The 15,838-nt window shown below is 68.4% G+C and carries 11 protein-coding genes and 1 tRNA gene; 8 read left to right on the top strand and 4 right to left on the bottom strand.

From position 1 onward, the window contains the following. Positions 1-75 precede the first annotated feature (75 nt). A complete protein-coding gene (locus tag AB0I77_RS27670) occupies positions 76-3,600 on the bottom strand; it encodes a LamG-like jellyroll fold domain-containing protein (protein WP_363285407.1) in 3,525 nt (1,174 codons plus the stop codon). 1,402 nt (positions 3,601-5,002) lie between these two features. Between AB0I77_RS27670 and AB0I77_RS27665 the strand changes: the two genes are divergently transcribed. The 3 genes from AB0I77_RS27665 to AB0I77_RS27655 all read left to right on the top strand — a co-directional run bounded on the left by AB0I77_RS27665 (position 5,003) and on the right by AB0I77_RS27655 (position 6,157). Then, the gene (locus tag AB0I77_RS27665; RefSeq protein WP_363285406.1) at positions 5,003-5,371 is read left to right on the top strand and encodes a hypothetical protein; all 369 of its coding nucleotides are present in this window, start codon (positions 5,003-5,005) and stop codon (positions 5,369-5,371) included. Positions 5,372-5,630: 259 nt separating this feature from the next. Further along, a complete protein-coding gene (locus AB0I77_RS27660; RefSeq protein WP_363285405.1) occupies positions 5,631-5,945 on the top strand; it encodes a hypothetical protein in 315 nt (104 codons plus the stop codon). Next, complete coding sequence (locus tag AB0I77_RS27655; protein WP_363285404.1) at positions 5,942-6,157, top strand: hypothetical protein; 216 nt, start codon at positions 5,942-5,944, stop codon at positions 6,155-6,157. Before AB0I77_RS27660 ends, AB0I77_RS27655 begins: the two co-directional genes overlap by 4 nt. Before the next feature lie 649 nt (positions 6,158-6,806). On the opposite strand, the gene AB0I77_RS27650 is transcribed toward AB0I77_RS27655, so the two are convergent. Next, positions 6,807-6,879, bottom strand: a tRNA-Arg gene (locus AB0I77_RS27650). 550 nt (positions 6,880-7,429) lie between these two features. Here AB0I77_RS27650 and AB0I77_RS27645 point away from each other — a divergent pair. Both AB0I77_RS27645 and AB0I77_RS27640 read left to right on the top strand, forming a co-directional pair. Further along, positions 7,430-8,212 (top strand): alpha/beta fold hydrolase, encoded by a 783-nt coding sequence (locus AB0I77_RS27645; protein WP_363285403.1) that lies wholly within the window; start codon positions 7,430-7,432, stop codon positions 8,210-8,212. A 289-nt stretch (positions 8,213-8,501) separates the two neighbouring features. After that, positions 8,502-9,266 carry a glucose 1-dehydrogenase gene (locus tag AB0I77_RS27640; protein ID WP_363285402.1) on the top strand — a complete coding sequence of 255 codons (765 nt, stop codon included), beginning with the start codon at positions 8,502-8,504 and terminating at the stop codon, positions 9,264-9,266. A 184-nt stretch (positions 9,267-9,450) separates the two neighbouring features. Here the strand turns inward: AB0I77_RS27640 and AB0I77_RS27635 are convergent, their stop codons facing one another. Then, positions 9,451-10,356, bottom strand: coding sequence for a ScbA/BarX family gamma-butyrolactone biosynthesis protein (locus AB0I77_RS27635; RefSeq protein WP_363285401.1), 906 nt, complete (start codon positions 10,354-10,356; stop codon positions 9,451-9,453). A 153-nt stretch (positions 10,357-10,509) separates the two neighbouring features. On the opposite strand from AB0I77_RS27635, the gene AB0I77_RS27630 reads away from it, so the two are divergent. From AB0I77_RS27630 to AB0I77_RS27620, 3 genes are all read left to right on the top strand, one after another. Beyond that, positions 10,510-11,235 carry a ScbR family autoregulator-binding transcription factor gene (locus AB0I77_RS27630; protein WP_363285400.1) on the top strand — a complete coding sequence of 242 codons (726 nt, stop codon included), beginning with the start codon at positions 10,510-10,512 and terminating at the stop codon, positions 11,233-11,235. A 440-nt stretch (positions 11,236-11,675) separates the two neighbouring features. Next, entirely contained in the window at positions 11,676-12,521 is an 846-nt protein-coding gene (locus AB0I77_RS27625) for an AfsR/SARP family transcriptional regulator (protein ID WP_363285399.1), read from the top strand. Between the two features lie 96 nt (positions 12,522-12,617). Continuing rightward, on the top strand, positions 12,618-14,807 hold the full coding sequence (locus AB0I77_RS27620; protein ID WP_363285398.1) for an AfsR/SARP family transcriptional regulator: 2,190 nt from the start codon (positions 12,618-12,620) through the stop codon (positions 14,805-14,807). Between the two features lie 203 nt (positions 14,808-15,010). Here the strand turns inward: AB0I77_RS27620 and AB0I77_RS27615 are convergent, their stop codons facing one another. Next, entirely contained in the window at positions 15,011-15,835 is an 825-nt protein-coding gene (locus AB0I77_RS27615; RefSeq protein WP_363285397.1) for an ATP-binding protein, read from the bottom strand. Between the last annotated feature and the right edge of the window lie 3 nt (positions 15,836-15,838).

The raw sequence follows: 15,838 nt of genomic DNA, 5'->3' as shown, positions 1-15,838 counted from the left end.
AGGTCATTGGAAAAACACTCGGGAGGGCGGGGCGGCGAACCAGGGGGTAGTGCCGCCCCGCCGTGATCGCCGGGATCAGTCGCCGACGGTGTTGGCGATCTGGTCCTGGCTGGCCATGGCGCCGGCCCAGAGCCGGATGTCGCTGATGGTCGCGGGCAGGTAGTGGCTCCAGGCGGAGTTCACGAACGCCTTGCCGGCGGCGAAGTCACCCGCTCCCGCGACTGCGGTGTAAGCCGTGGCACTGTCGTTCTGGGTGTCGCCGACATACAGGCTGATCGTTCCGGCCTGCGCGTCGAACACACCGGTCAGGCGCACCGCGCTGCCCAGGTCCGCGACGGCGTCGGAGACCACCCCGGTGAAGCTGCCGTCGGCGTTCAGGCGGCCGAAGTGCCACAGTCCGACCGGGATCGTGGCGTCGGTCTCGGGATCGGTGTCGGTGCCGGTCAGCTCGTACCACAGGCCCCAGGCGGAGCCGTCGCTGCTGCGCTGCCCGATCACCTGTCCCATGTAGCCGGCCGGTTTGGCCGCCAGGGCTGCGCTGTCCAGCTGCACGGCGGAGGTGGCCGTGAACGAGCCGGTGTCATCCACGAGCGGTCCCGGTGCGGTGGCCGCGTCGTCGGTTCCGTCCAGGACGATGCCGGTTCCGTCCAGCGAGGCACCGCCGGAGAGGGTCAGCGGTGTTGCGTATTTGGAGGTGGTGTCGGCGACCGACGTTCCCGTTGCCGCGGACGGGTCCCACGCCGCCACCAGCTCGGCCGCGGCGTAGTCATGGTTGGTCAAGAGCTGTGACTCGGCCGACACCTCGTCATCCGACAGTGCCCGCTGCCAGACGCGTGCCTCGTCGATCTGTCCCCCGAAGTAGGAGGAGGCGTTGTTCCTGCCGAACTCGGTCGGGCCTGTGTCGGCCTCCGGTTCCCCGGCGGGCAGCGGTTGCGGGTCGCCCTGCGGTTTGCCGTTGACGTAGAGCTGGATCGTGTTGTCGGCCGCGTCGTACACGCCGGCCAGATGCGTCCACACAGCCACCGGCGGTGACGTGGCGTCGGCGAGGGAGCGCACGTCGTGCTCTGTTCCGGCCGCGTCGGTCCAGTGCCAGTTCAGGACCCACTTGGCGGAGGCGGTGGAGTAGTAGAGGGCGAAGCCGGGATGGGTGCTGCCGGTGCCGGTCTGCGACACCACCACGGCATTGTGAGAAGGTGCGGCATCCAGCCGCGCCCAAGCCGCGATCGTGTACGACGAGCGGGTTTCGACGACTGCGCCGGCAGTGGCCGCGTATCCGGTACTTCCGTTCAAAGTCAGGCCGGTGTCCGTCTGAGGCGTCGCCAACTCGGCGCCTGTCGCATCTCGCGTCAGCACACCGCGTCGGCCACGCCCGTCACGTGAGGCGCCGGTCGATGAGAGCGGCGCGTTGTCCTGCTGCGCTGCCACGGTCGTGGACGTGTCGAGCGCGGCGCCGCTCGCCTCATCGAAGTGCCACTGGCCGATGGGGCCGGTGCCCTCCGCGACCAGGAAGTCCACCGAGTTCTGGGCACCCCAGCCCAGCGAGTCCTCCGCCCGTACGAAGACAGTGAAGGTGCCCGAGGTCGGTGGGGTGAACACTGCCATCGGCGCCCAGGCCGGGGTCGGTGTCGACCATGCGGCCGAAGACGACATCTTGTACTGGTAGGCGGTGTTGGTCGTGTCCCCGGACGCGGCGCTGAACGCGATTGTCACCTTGGTGCCCGGCCCGCCTGCGGCGGTGCAGGAACTGCTGTCGCACACTGAGTACGGGCTCGACAGCGCGATCCCCGGCGCCTTCGGCCGGGTGGGATCGACCTTGAAGTAGCACCAGCCCGTCGTCGACGCGTTCGAGGGCCCGGCCAGGTAGTCGTCTCCGCTGTTGTAGTACGACCGTGTCCATGCCCGGTACCGGTACAGCGTCCCCTCGGTCAGTGTCGAAGTGGGCACACTGCCCGGCGAGACGTTGTCCCCCACATAGCCGCTGGTGGGCCGGGCGGTCTCGAAGACGGTCGACCATGTGGCGCTGCTCGTCGTGTACTTGTCCACGCTGTAGACGGCCTTCAGCGACGCGCCCGACTCGCCGCCGGCTGCGGTCTGCGGTGTCGCGGCGAGCGCCGGCGTCGGGTCGGATACCACCAGCGGATCCGACTGGTCCGTCTCGCACGCGACGCTGGTGCCGGTGACCAGGCCGATCTTGGTCGGCTTGGCGGGGATGCCGACGTACTTCACATCCAGTTCGGCGTTGTCGTCGAACCGCTTCCAACTGTTCGGGTCGGTCTCGTCGTGCGCCTTCAGCATCAGCGTCAGCCGGGAGAAGTCGCCGGCGGCGAACTTCGTCACGGTCGAGGTCAGGTTCTCGTTGGGCTCGGCAGCGTTGTCGTTGAACTCGATCGGAGCGGCGGGCTGGCTGGGATCACATGCCGACCCGCGGCCCGCGGAGACGTCCCGGTCGACCATGAGGTCCCAGTTCGCCGTCGGGCCCGGCCAGTTCGTCGACGCGGAGATGTTGCCGGTGCGCACCAGGTCCACCCAGGACGGCGTGCAGGACATCGACCACTTCTCCGTGAGAGTGAACGTCGCGTCCAGGACGTGCTTTCCCGCGAGCTTCGCCGGCGAGAACTCGAAGTACATGCGGTTCTTGTAGCCGGAGCCGCAGTAGTAGGCGTAGCCACCAGTCACGTAGGTGCCGCAGTAGCCGACGCCCTTGCCGTCGTCACCGCCGGAGAAGTTGTAGAACGTGTCCCCGTCCGAGGACAACAGGGTCCGCTCGGAGGCCGTCATGCCGACGTCCGGGTCGATGTACTGAGGAAAAACGGCGGAGTCGTCGGCCAGCATCGACGCATCCGGTGTCACCGTGATCGCGCTCTGCTGCGTGGTGACCGGCAGGCGGGTGGAGGCGTCGCCGTCGTTGGGCCCCTCGGCCGGATCCGGCGTCGTCTCGCCGTCGTCACCCGTCGCATCGTTCGCCGCGCTGTCCTGCGGTGCTGTCATGAACGACGTCTGGGACGCCGGTTGGGACGAGGCTGCAGGCGAGGCAGAGGCGGTCGTGGTGACGTCGCCTGCGGAGTCCCACTGCTGGGCAGCAGGAGCACGGAAGACGGTGTTTCCGTCGTCGTCGACCACGGACACACCGCCGCTGCCCGCATCCCGCAGGGCCAGCCCGCTGGTCCTCACCGGGAACCAGAGCTTTTTCAGTGCCGGGTTCGATGCGGCCGAGGCAGAGGTGACGACGAGCACCTCGCGGTAGCCCTCGGTGGTAGCGGTCATCCGCAGATCGACGCCCGGCAGGACGTCCGCGTACACCGCGGAGTCACCGTCCAGCGTCGGCTTGGGCAAGGTGCCTGACCAGCCCACAGTCAAAGACCGCCCCTTCAGTGACAGCTTCACCAGGTCGGCGCCGTCCCCACCGTCGGAGAAGGAGATCCCGGCGACCGACGCCTTCGGTCCGACGGTGCCGTCCGGCCGCTCCTCCAACGTCGCGTCCGGCTGCGTCCAGGACCCGTCAGCCTGTCGCACCCGCACCGGCACGGCGGAGTCCTTGAGCGTGAACGTCACGCCGTCCGGGTTCGCGAAAGTCGTGGTGTAGGACGTGCGTTCACCCACGACCTCGACCTGTTCTCCGGTCTCCGCCGCCTTTTCCGCATCAGCCCGAGCCTCAGGCGTCACCTGACTGCTGTCAGCGGTGTCGGCTGCCTGCGCTGCAGGAGCCGGCGCGGCCAGAGTCGGCAAAACCGCCATCAAAGCGACCGTAGCCGCCAGTGAAACAACGCATCTGCGCGAGCCCACTGCCGAGCGCGCACGCCAAGAAAACCCCATCCCCACCCCAATGATTCACGGCTTTCTTACGCCGCCCTTACGGCCGCCTTATGAGAACCACCGCGATCACCGCAGGTCAATGGCCTGTACGGCAAGGATGCGATAGATCCAGCCACGCCTATATGCGGACAAATGAGACACGCGGGCAGTGCGGGAAGGCGAGCCCTGGGACCCTGCGCCCGTCATCTTCCTCATCTGCGACTCGCTCGAGCCGATGCAGGCGTATGTGCTCGGAGTTGAGGAGCAGGGCATCGCATCGAGCTGAATAATAAGTTACTTAAGCAAATACATCTCAGGTACTTCCTCTACGCCCCCCTCCCGGATCGCGCCACGCAGGCGGCGTCGGTTCCACCTCGGATGACCAAGACGCCTTGCCTCGGGCTTCAAAGGACGCGGCAAGAGCCTTCCCGTGATGCCCGTCGCAGGTAATCAGGCAATCGCATCACTATTAGCTATGGTAAAGAAAGGGTGCCCTGGGGTTGCCCTTCAGCCGCTGAGGGCGCCCTCGGAGGGCCAGTCCCTGTTCCGGATCTGGTTCACCTCCGCCAGTGTTCGACTCATCCGGCACCCCGCGTTCCCGTCTGCACAAGCGTCCAAGGTTGGCGTGGCTGATATGTGCCCCTCGATAAGAGAAAGAAAGAGCAAAGGGTTGACAGGCAGGGCCGAAGGAAACTCACCGGTCATCGGCTTTGATCCCTCAACGACGACAGTGCGCTACTGCAGTTGGCCCTATTGAGGGGGGAGAGAACCGGCCTGCTCATCACCGCCCCGGTGGCCCTGGCCCTGCACGCCGAACGCGCCCTGGCCCGTGGCCGACGCATACAAGAGCGCCGCGCTGCTTCGGGCGCGCATCAAAGCGTCGTTCGCCGAGATCCGGTGTAGGTATTGCGGTGCGCGGGTGACCATGGATGCCGTGCTCCCCATTCAGGGCAGGTAGCCGCGCCGGTTGTCGAGCACGCCCGTCCGGTGGCCGTCAGCCAGCTACCTCGTGGACGTCGACGGCGACTTGGACCACTCCGCCCTGGAATGGTCCAAGCACACGGCCCACGACTGCCGCGGAGTCCCGGCATCCTCACCGTTGCGGTAACCGCGAGCGCCTTCGGTGTATGGCCGAACAGCCGCGCATCCTGACGGTTCCTTCAAGCACACGAGCCCGGACCCGTATGCGCCCGCCGTCACGTTCCCCTTCGTGGACGACCACCCTGGCGCCGCCCCGGACTGCCCGCGCCTGCAGCAGATCGGGCTTCGGCTCGCACGCGCGGGAAATGATCTCTTCCAACTGCTGTTCCACAACGGCGACCCGGGAATGAAGGAGATCGGGGAAGTGCTGCTCCGGCACACACGGGACGGCGACTGCGCCATGAGCATCGAGTCGGACGACCTGTTCGTCCCCTGGAACCTGCTCTACACCCCGCCTTCGGGGGACGACCCCAGGGTCTGGTCATCGGCGACGAGTGGGACTTCGCGGGTTTCTGGGGGTATCAGCACCTCATCGAGCACACCTTCTCGCGGATCAAGGACTACGACAGCCGAATCCGCGTGGCGGACGGCCCGGTGAGTATCGGCCTCAACGTCGACGAGGGCGTCGACGCAGAGCATGCGCCCACCCGCTTCATCTCAGCACTCCCCGGCATCTTCGAGGCATGCGCTCGCCGCACCGCGGTCACAGTGCGCCGTGAAAAGACCGTTTCGGATGCCATGGCCACGTCAGTTCTGCGGATGGGGCTCCGGGACTGCCCTACCTGAAACTGGGCGACGGGGAGGAGATCTACGGCAGCGAGCTCGCCAACTGGCTGTGCGGCGATCAGCCGCTGCCTATGCGGCCGCTGGTCTTCGTCGGCGCCTGCCACGGCGGGCAGCTGTCCTCCGCCTTCTACTCTGCGGCGGGACACTATTTGCTGCGAAACGGCGCACGCTGTCTGCTCGGCCCGCAGATCGACCTCCCCCGAGCCTTCGCACGCGAGTACGCCACTCGGCTCTTCACCGATCTCCTCGACCATGGGGCCCGACTCGGAGACAGTGTTCGCAGGCTCGCCCGCGACTTCGCCGACGAGGCGGGAAGCCCTCTGGGGCTGATCTTCACCCTCTACCGCGGCCTCGACGTCCATCTCTGGCCCCAGGAGCCCGCATGACCCCGCCCACGGCAGTCGACCTTACGGCCGAGGGCGAGCTGCGCGGCCCCCGCACCGGAGCCATGGTGCCGACCGCCAACGTCCGCGGTTTCCTGGCACGCCACCTGCACGTGCCCGAGTCGGCCACGGATATCGTGGTGTTCGTGCACGGCTGGCGGAACACCCCCGCGGCCGGCTCTGGCACCCGGCGGGCGCGCACGCCGGTTCTTTGACCTCGTGGACGGGGTCCACGCCGACAACCCCCAGGCATCCGGGCGCTGAGCCGCTGGTCCGCGCACTACGTCCTGGTGCGCTGGCCGTCCATGAGCAGCCCGCTCCTACGGGGGTACCGCCGGATCCGGGACCGGGCCCACGCGATGACCACCCAGGGGCGTGCCGCCGACGTCATCGCCCAACTCCTCGGCTATCTCAACGAGCAGCGCACGCTGCCGGCGCCCCGCCCACCCTGCGCACCGCGCCAGGCCAGTATCTGCACTGCGTCGGGCACTCCTTCGGCGGCCGTTTCCTGGTCGAGGCGGTCCAGGCCGCGGCGGACACGCGCCCGACAGTGCTCGGCTGGTACCGGAGCAACCCCCGGTACCCGTACACGCTCGGGCACCCAGCGGGCGCGCACGCCGACTTCCTCCACCCCGAATCCGCGCACCTACTGCTGTCGCTGGCTGATCTGGCACGATGAGCCGTGGCGTTGATCTCAAGCAGCGGCGCAAACGGGGAGTTCACGCCGCTACTGCCCCTCGACCTGGGCTTTCTCGCTCCTACGTGGCATGAGCGCCACCAACCGAGCCGTAATCACGCGCGCCCCAATAGCACCAGGAAACGCAGAGCGGCGCGCTGACCTGCACATCAGCGCGCCGCACAGAGTGCCCCCGGCAGGATTCGAACCTGCGACACCCGCTTTAGGAGAGCGGTGCTCTATCCCCTGAGCTACGAAGGCAAGGACACAAACCCGCTGGTCAGGAGTGGTGCCATATCCACTGCGCTGTTGCTCGTGCAGACAACATGGCGTACCGACTACTGGCCAAGGAACAGCGTAGCGGATGTGGACGGGTACGGGTTGAGGGGATCGGGGCTGATGGGCCCGGTGGCGGATGCAGACGCTTCTGACCTGCTCGTTCTGTCGTCGATGACGAGCGGTCGGCGGATGTTCGGAGGGCGGGAGGGTGTGCTTGGTGCGGCCTCGGGACGGTCTGGCGGGGCGCGTAGCCCTGGCTCGTGACACAGCTCGCCCCATCCATGCCGTGAACCCTGGCGAGAGGATGTCGGGGACCTGCCGTGCTGGTCCGCCGGTGAGGTATCGGCTGAATCCCGAGCAGTGGAGGACGTCGGCTGTGACACATCGTCGTCCGGGGCTCGGCGCCGTCTGCTCCGAGGTCCGTGGCAGCTTTGCGCTTGATTTGTACGGCATTTGAGGAGCGGCCCGCACCATGGTCGCAGAGGTGGCCCCGCGGTGGGCGCCATGTTTCTACGGTGAGCGGGGAGTTGACGTGGGCAGCAAGTGGTTCCGCAGGTACGCCGCGGGGAGCGGGCAGCACACTGGTGACGGACCACGGCTGGTCTGCTTCCCCCACGCCGGTGGCGCAGCCAGCGCGTACGTCTCCCTGTCGCGCCAGTTGGCGGCGCTCGACGTGCTGGCCGTGCAGTACCCCGGCAGGCAGGACCGCAGGCGTGACGAGCCGATCGCCGACATCGCGAGGCTGGCCGACGCTCTTGCCGATGAAGTGGTGCGGCATTGCGAAACCCCGTACGCCTTCTTCGGGCACAGCATGGGCGCGGTCCTCGCCTACGAGACCGCGCGCCGCCTGCGCGAGCGGCAGGCGCCCGCGCCGGTACGGCTGTTCCTCTCCGGTCGCGGCGCTCCCACTCCCGCGCCCAGCCGGCACGACCAGTTGCGTACGGACGCCGAACTGCTCAGCGCGGTGACCCGGTTGGGCGGCACGGCCACCCAGGTACTCGACGACCCGGAGGTCCGGGAGATGATCCTGCCCGCGCTGCGGGCCGACTACCAGGCCCTCGGCTCGTACACCTGGGTGCCGGGCCCGGCCCTGAGCATCCCGTTCACGGTGCTGATCGGTGACGCCGACCCGGTGGTCACGGTGGCCGAGGCGGCTGCCTGGGAGGACTTCACCACGGCTTCCACCGACCTTCACGTCTTCACGGGAGGGCACTTCTACCTCGACGGGCAGACCCGCGAGGTGGCCGGGACGGTCTCCAAGGCTCTGAGCATGCCGGCTCCGCCGTCTTCCTCGGCGCCCCTCGCAGCATCGTAGAGATCGTAAAGTGCGTATCCGCACGATCCGGGTTCGCTGCGCGGGGCGTAGCGCTACGACCGGTTCGTCACAGATCTGTCGGCGTCCCTCTGTTAGTCCCTCTGTTAGTCGTTCTGTTCGCCGTTCTGTTCGTCGTTCATGACACTCACGCGCATATGGCGCACGCCGGTCCACCGCGAGACGGGCTCCGCCGTGTCGGCCCTGGTGTCCTCGGTGGAGCGCTGCCTTCCGCTCGCGCCCGGCTCGCCCCGGTTACCGACCGATTGCCGGGAGGCCCGAGACTCCGGCCATGAACAGTGATCTCCTTGTGAACAAAGTGGTCCTCATCACCGGTGCGAGCAGCGGCATCGGCGCCGCGGCGGCGAAGGTGTTCTGCCAGGAGGGTGCGGCGGTGGTCCTGGCCGCGCGTCGGGAAGACCGGCTGGCCGCCCTCGTGGACGAACTCCGGGGCAAGGGAGCGGAGGCGGCGTACGTGGTGAGCGACGTGTCGGTCGCCGCCGACGCGGGCAGGGCGGTGGACTTCGCCGTCACCCGGTACGGGCGTCTGGACGCGGCCTTCAACAACGCCGGAATCGGTGGCGACCGCACTCCGCTGCATCTGATGGCGGACGACGTCTATGACACCATCATGGACGTCAATGTGCGCGGCGTCTGGAACTGCCTGCGCCATGAGATAGCGGCGATGCTGCCACGCGGCGCAGGCGCCATCGTCAACAACAGCAGTGTGGCCGGCCTGGTGGCCATTCCCGCGGCCGCGCCCTACATCGCCTCCAAACACGCGGTCGTCGGTTTCACCAGAGCGGCGGCGGACGAGTACGCCGGACAGGGCATCAGAGTGAACGCGGTGGCTCCCGGCACCACCCGCAGTGAGATCACCGCCGACTGGTTCGAACGCAACCCCGGCATGGAGGAGTTGGCCAACTCCCTTACGCCGCAAGGACGTACTGCGGAGCCGGCTGAGATCGCGGCAGCCGCGGCCTGGCTGCTCAGTGACCGCTGTCCCTTCCTGACAGGCACGGTGATGCCTGTGGACGGCGGCTTCATCAACCACTGACAGCCGCGAACACAACTGACAGGCACGTAAACCACTGGCAGCCACCGAAAGGCATTGGGAGCCACCGAAACCACTGCCGGCCAATGAAACCACTGACAGCCACCGAAACCACCGACAGCACCCGCCCGCCTGAACCGCCATTGCGCCCCGCAGCCGGGTGCAATGGCGGTCGTCGGCTTTTCTCCTACAGGTGGTGCCGCAGGCCGCTCAGCCGGGCCCCGAAGGCCTGCCGCCCGCTCTGGTGCCCCGTGACCTCGACGGCGATCCGGCCAGGTGCCGGTGCGGGGAGCGGCCGGGCCTCGATCCAGCACGGCTCGCCGAACTCCACGTACCGCTCGTAGGTTATGGCGATGTCGCCGAGCTCGAAGCGCGCCGGGGCCGCGTAGGCATGCGCCGCCTGCCAGGCGGCCTCAACCAGGACGAGACCGGGCACGTGGTCGACCGGATGATCGAAGAGCAGGGTGTTGGAGACGTCGTTGCGTAACTGCCACCGGTGGTCACCAGCTCCGGCCGCCAGGAGTACGTCGATGTCGTCGGCCCGGGCTACCAGGCGGGGAGCCACAGGTCGCGGCAGCGGCCACCGGCCCCAGTCGACGGTGAGGTACCGGCCGCGTACGCGCTCGTACGCCGCCGGGGACACCCAGTCGAACTCGGTGTCCGCCCGCCCCACGAGGACACCGTGCTGGTGGATGCGGAACCCCATGGCCAGGGAACTCCGGGAACGCCCGGCCGTTCGGGTGACCGCGACGTCGACCTCGAACGCCGAGCCTTCGACGGCCAGAAGGCCCGGCTCCACCGTGATGTCGAGGGCGCGCAGCAGCGTCTGATGCGTCGTCGGCACCCCGTACTCGGCGTGCGCGACGGCGAGTCCGGTCTGGCGAACGGTTTGTGCCAGAAGCCGGGGATCGTAGGGTCCAGGGCCGCCGGTGGCCGGCCAGTGGACGGTGAGAGTGAAGTCGTCCGCGCCCTGTCGGCGCCTGCTTCTGACGAGGATGGCGTCGCTGTCTCTGAGGTGCGTGTACTCACCCAGCTTCGCCATGAACGACGGGTCGGAATCGTCAAGCGTTGCCTGTGCGGCAACAGTGGTCATGGACAAGATGTCCCCCCCATTGTGACAAGACCTCCGTGATCCGGATGTCTGTTCGCATGCACTGCGCTGATAAAGTACCGACTCTTCGGTTGCTTACAAGGGCTGTTCAATGAGAGCTAAACCACAAGTAAAGAGACGCCCTGGAGGCGCAGCATGGTGAAGCAGGAGCGTGCAATTCGCACACGCAATCTGATTCTGGAGGCCATGGCCGACCTCTTCAACGACGTCGGCTACGACGCCGCGACCATCGCCGCGCTGGTCAAGCGAACCGGGCTGACGCGGGGAGCTCTGTACTTCCACTTCGCGTCGAAGGAGGAGATGGCGCGCAGTGTGCTCGAGGAGGCGCTGACCCGTGAAGGGCTCAGGCCGCAGACGTTCAAGCTCCAGGAGTGGGTGGACCTGGGGCTCCTGCTGGCCTACCGGCTGCCTCGGGAGCCGATGCTGCGTGCTGCCATCCGGCTGTCCGTGGACCCCAAGGCCCGCAGGCTGTTCGGTACTCGGTGGCCGGACTGGGTCGTGCTGGGGCACGATCTGCTGGCCGAGGCCAAGGACCGGGGTGAGCTCGTCTCCCATGCCGATCCGGCCGGCATCTCACGGCTAGTCGTCGGTGCGTGGACCGGCGTGCACCTGGTGACGGATGCCCTGCCGGACGCGCTGGATCTGTCCGAGGAGATCTCCGGGCTGTACCAGCTGCTGCTGCCCAGCATCGTCAGCCCCGCGGTGCTCGCCAAGCTCGACATGTCCCCCTACCGGGCGGAGAGGCTGCTGCGGGAGGGTGTGGCCCCCGCCGGCGGTCCTTCGGGCCAGTCCGCGCGCGGCGGCGGCGCCGGGAACGGTCATCGCGGGAACGGTCATCGCGGGGACAACGGCGCGGTCTGAGGCGTCCGCAGTCGCTCGTCGCGCTTAAGTTGCATGTGGGAATGATTTCGGCACCGACCCGACGGGGCGGTGCCGCTTCTCGTTGGGCAACCAAGTGTTGGACGGAGTGATGGATTCCGTTCGTTTTTGATCGATCTACTGCTGTAGATCTGTGCAGACGCGAGATTTTAGTAAGCGTCGTTCGGTTTCTGATCCTCGTGGCGACCTCGAGAGTCGCCTCCGAGGTGGCTTCCGAGTCAAAGTAGCCGATTATTGTGCCCGATTTAGCCGACTTTGCTCAGGTATATGTCGCAACTTCCGGCTGTACAAATAACAGGACGAGTGTTTTCTTTGATGGCAGTGCGACGTGCCAGGACGGGGGAGCGATGACACTGCGCGGGGCGAAAGCAACTCATACGGAGCGCGGGAGGGCCGATCAGGAGACTGATGGAGCGTGCGCGGTGCAGTTCAACATCATGGGCCCCTTTGAGGTCATCACTGATGGAGGCCACACGTACGCTCCCAAAGCGCCCAAGATCTGTCAGCTGCTCGCCGTGCTGGCCCTCCAGCCACGAGAGACCGTCGCAGCGGACACCCTGATAAGGGAGTTGTGGGGGGAGACTCCTTCGGACCGCGCGCCGCGCACGCTGCAGACCCACGTGTATCACGCACGTCGCCTGCTCGCGAGCACGCAGGTGTCCTCCTCCGGACGGCCCTTGTTGCTGACGAAGTCGCCGGGGTACCAGCTCGACCTCAGCGATGACGAGGTCGACGCCAGGGTCTTCGAGCGGCTCGTCCGGCGGGCGCAGCACAAGCTCGACCACGACGAGGTCGAGGCCGCGTCCGGCTGTGTCACCCGGGCCCTGCAGCTCTGGCGCGGACGCCCCCTGAGCAACGTACCGATGGGGAGCGTTCTCACCGGCCGCGTCGCGCGCGTGGAGGAACTGAAGATCCGCGCGCTGGAGTTGAGGGTGGAGACCGAGCACCGGCTGGGCCGACACCGGGAGTTCCTTCCCGACCTGCGAGCTCTCGTCAGCGAATACCCCCTGCACGAGTGGTTCCACGGCCAGCTCATCTGGGCGCTGCACCACTCCGGCCGGCGGCGGGACGCCCTGGAGGCCTACCAGAATCTCTACCGCATCCTGAAGACGGAACTGGGGCTTGAACCCTCCGTGGACATCCAGCAGATCCAGGCAGAGATCTTCAGACCCCCCGCCCGTGGCGTGGCCCGGCAGCCTCAAGAGCAAGACGGCGGGTGGGTGAAGCCCCCGGTCACCCCGCTGTGGGCCGCGGCCTTCGCCGGTTGACGACCACGCGGGGCCACACGAGCCAAGAACCCAGCTGAGTCGGCACAGGCAGGGCCGGCTGTGGCCGGCACGTTCCAACACGTCTCAGGGAGAATCATGCGGTTCAACATGCTGGGTCCGCTGGAGGTCATCTCAGGTGGTCAGCCGATCGGCCTGGGGGGAATCAAACAGCGCGCCACGCTCGGATACCTGTTGCTCCAGCCGAACCAGGTGGTGTCCACCAGCCAGTTACTCGGGGCGCTGTGGAGCGTGGAAGAGGCTCCGGCGACAGCCCGCAAGATCCTTCAGAACGCCATCTGGGGACTGCGCAGAGCCCTCGCCGCGGACGACGATCCCGTAAGACCGGCCGTGCTGAAGACGAAAGCCCCGGGATACTGCCTCCAGGTCGCCCCCGAGCGCATCGACCTCCGCCAGTTCCACCAGCGGGTGAGTGAGGGGCGGGCCCGTCTCGCCGCCGAACCCGAAGAGGCGGCCCGGCTGCTGCGGGACGCCCTCGCGCTGTGGCGCGGCCCGGCCCTCTCCGACCTGGTGGAAGCCGGCGTCCTGTGGCCCGAGCTCACCACGGTGCAGGACGCCCGGCTCGGTGTGCAGGAGGACTACGTCGAGGCGCAGCTGATGTCCGGACAGCACTACGCCGTGCTGAGCGAGCTCGAGGTGATGGTCGAGAACGAGCCGCTCAGAGAACGCTCCTGCGGCCAGCTGATGCGTGCCCTCTACCGGTGTGGCCGACAGGCTGACGCACTCGGCGTCTACCGTCGGCTGCGCGCCGCACTCGTGGAGGACCTGGGTCTCGAGCCGAGCCGCGAGCTTCAGCGACTCCAGCAGGCCATCCTCACTCATGACCCCTCCCTTCAGGTGCCGGAACCGGCCGCGGCCGTGACCGTCTCCTCCCGGACGGTCCCGTTCGCCGTACAACCCGAACCCTCGCCGGTCTCGCGGACCCCGGTCCGCGGCACCCAGGCCGGGCCCGGCTCCTGGGAGCGCCGCAAGGTCGCGGTACTGCTCGTGCGCGCCGAGCCCGGCCCCGTGCCGGAGACCGCCGACGTGCATGACATGGCCGCCGCCTTCGACACCAGAGCCGCACTGATCCGGCAGGAGACCGAACGGTTCGGCGGCGTCTTCACCATGGGTATGGACGGCGTCGGCTTCGGCCTCTTCCCAGCCGGTCCGCGGCAGGAGAACCATGCCGAGCGCGCGGTGCGGGCGGCCGTGGCGGTCCGTGACACCCTCGCGGTCGCACCGGGTGCGAGCATCCACGAAGCCGTGGCTGCGGGGGAGATAGGAGTACGGGCCGTGGTCGCCACCGGCGAGGCACTCGTACGGATGGGGCAGGACGGCACCGCGCCGTTGTTCGTCAACGGTTCGCTGCTCCCGGAGTGCCAGGCCCTGCTGTCCCTGGTGCCGCCGGGCGAGGTGTGGGTCTGTGGCAACACCCGCGCGGCGACCAAGAACCTGTTCGGCTATCTCAAGGGCACCGGCCCCCGGGACACGTGGCAGGTGCGGAGCGCGACCGTCGGCGAGAGCGGGCCGGGCGATCCCCACGCCGGGCAGGGCAGCGGCCACCCCGGCGAAGTCGAGCTGCTGACCGGCCTGCTGGACCACGCGAGACGCTGGCGCAGCCCCCACCAGGTCCTCGTGCTGGGGGCATCCGAGACCGCGCGGGCGAGGGTGTTCGCCGATTTCCGGGACCGGGTGGGAGGCGACGCGCCGGACTCCGCTCAGGTGATCCACCTCGGCGGCCCGCGGCCCGTCGGGGACGGGCCGTACCCCCTGCACCGGGTGATCCTCGCCGCGTACTGCGGGCTGTCGGAGAACGACCCGCCCAGGGTTGTCCGAGCGAAGCTGGAGGAGGCCGTCTGGCTGCTGGCCCCGGAACCGGACCAGGCGAACCGGCTGATGTCCGGTCTCGGTCCCTTCCTGGATGCCGCCGCCCGCTCCGCGCACCGATTACCGGACACCGTCGAGTGGCTGGACGCGTGGCACCAACTCGTCGCGGCGGCCGCGCACGTGCGCCCGCTCGTGCTGATCAACGAGGCCGCGCAGCGGGGCGGCGTGGCCCTTCAGGAGTTCCTGGCCACGCTGAGGCAGTCCGGGACGCTGATGCCGTTGCTCGTCGTCACCGGCGCACGGCCCGAAACGGCGTTCTCCCGGCAGCACTGGCCCGGCACAGGGCACCCCGTCACCACGATCATGCTCGACGCACCGTCGGATGCCGACACCGCGCTCCGCCGGCTCACGGACCAGCAGCGGTCTCTGACTCTGGGGCCCGTGGCGACCGCCATCTGACGACCGCCATCTGACGACCGCCATCTGACGACCGCTGTCTGACGACCGCCGTCTGACAGCGAGGGAGCGACACAGACGAGCCCCGGCGGACGTCGCCGCCGGGGCTCCTGCCGCACGGGCGGCTCAGGGCGGCGTTGTCGTCGGTCGCCGACTCCTTCTCGCTCCGTCCGCCTCGCTCCGTCCGCCTCGCTACGTCCGCTTCGCTACGTCCGCGGGCGCAGCGGCAGGTGTACGTCGACGCGGGTGCCCGAACCCGGGTCGCTCGCGATCGTGAGCCGCCCGCCCAGGTCCTCGATCCGGTCCGTCATCGAGCGCAGTCCGGGCGCGCGGAAGCCCGGAGCCAGGACGTCGTCGGTGTCGAAACCGACGCCGGTATCCGCGATGCGCGCGTGCGCCCAGCGGGGGGTGAAACGCATCGTGACCGTCACCTGCCGCGCGCCGGAGTGGCGGAAGGCGTTGCTCATGGCCTCTTTCACGGTGAGGAACAGCTCCCGGCGGCACGCGTCCGACAGCAGTCTCTCGTTGCCCGTGGTTCTGAACCGCACGTCGACGGCCTCAGATGCGGTGGTGGCGAACTCGCGCAGCACCCGCGGCAGCGGCGGCAGGACGGTCTGATCGTGAAGGCCGCCGGCCATCCGGCGGGTGAGCTCGATCGCCTCCCGGATCGCGCGGCGCGCGGCGTCGAGGTGCGTGCCCTCCGCGGTGTCGGGCGTGGCTTCGACGGCGTGCAGTTCGATCCGGTGCGCGGCCGTGGCCAGAGCGGCACCCAACTCGTCGTGCACCTCGCGGGCCAGGCGGCGCCGCTCGTACCAGACGCAGTCGTCGTGGTCGTGACTGCCGTCGCGGTCCCGCACGGTCGCCGGGCGTACCTGAGGCGCGGCCGGTGCGGCGGCGTCGGCCGACCGACGGCTCCTGGCGTAGCGGGAGCGGTTGAGCCCTGTCTGCAACGCCTGCGCGAAGCCGTCTGTGACGACGGTTTCCAGCGATGCGACGCCGTGCTGATGTGCGGGTGCGGAAGGCGTGGTCACCTG

Origin of the sequence: Streptomyces sp. NPDC050619 (genome assembly GCF_040654815.1) — a bacterium.
In the GTDB taxonomy this organism is placed as follows: Bacteria; Actinomycetota; Actinomycetes; order Streptomycetales; family Streptomycetaceae; genus Streptomyces.
Note: the sequence above shows the minus strand (reverse complement) of the source record. Positions and strands in the feature narration are given on the sequence as shown.

Bases quoted from the DNA above. Each gene is read 5' to 3' on its own strand.
- AB0I77_RS27655 (WP_363285404.1), top strand. From the start codon at position 5,942: ATGACCCCGCCCACGGCAGTCGACCTTACGGCCGAGGGCGAGCTGCGC.
- AB0I77_RS27630 (WP_363285400.1), top strand. From the start codon at position 10,510: ATGGTGAAGCAGGAGCGTGCAATTCGCACACGCAATCTGATTCTGGAG.
- AB0I77_RS27640 (WP_363285402.1), top strand. From the start codon at position 8,502: ATGAACAGTGATCTCCTTGTGAACAAAGTGGTCCTCATCACCGGTGCG.
- AB0I77_RS27635 (WP_363285401.1), bottom strand. From the start codon at position 10,356: ATGACCACTGTTGCCGCACAGGCAACGCTTGACGATTCCGACCCGTCG.
- AB0I77_RS27660 (WP_363285405.1), top strand. From the start codon at position 5,631: ATGCGGCCGCTGGTCTTCGTCGGCGCCTGCCACGGCGGGCAGCTGTCC.
- AB0I77_RS27620 (WP_363285398.1), top strand. From the start codon at position 12,618: ATGCGGTTCAACATGCTGGGTCCGCTGGAGGTCATCTCAGGTGGTCAG.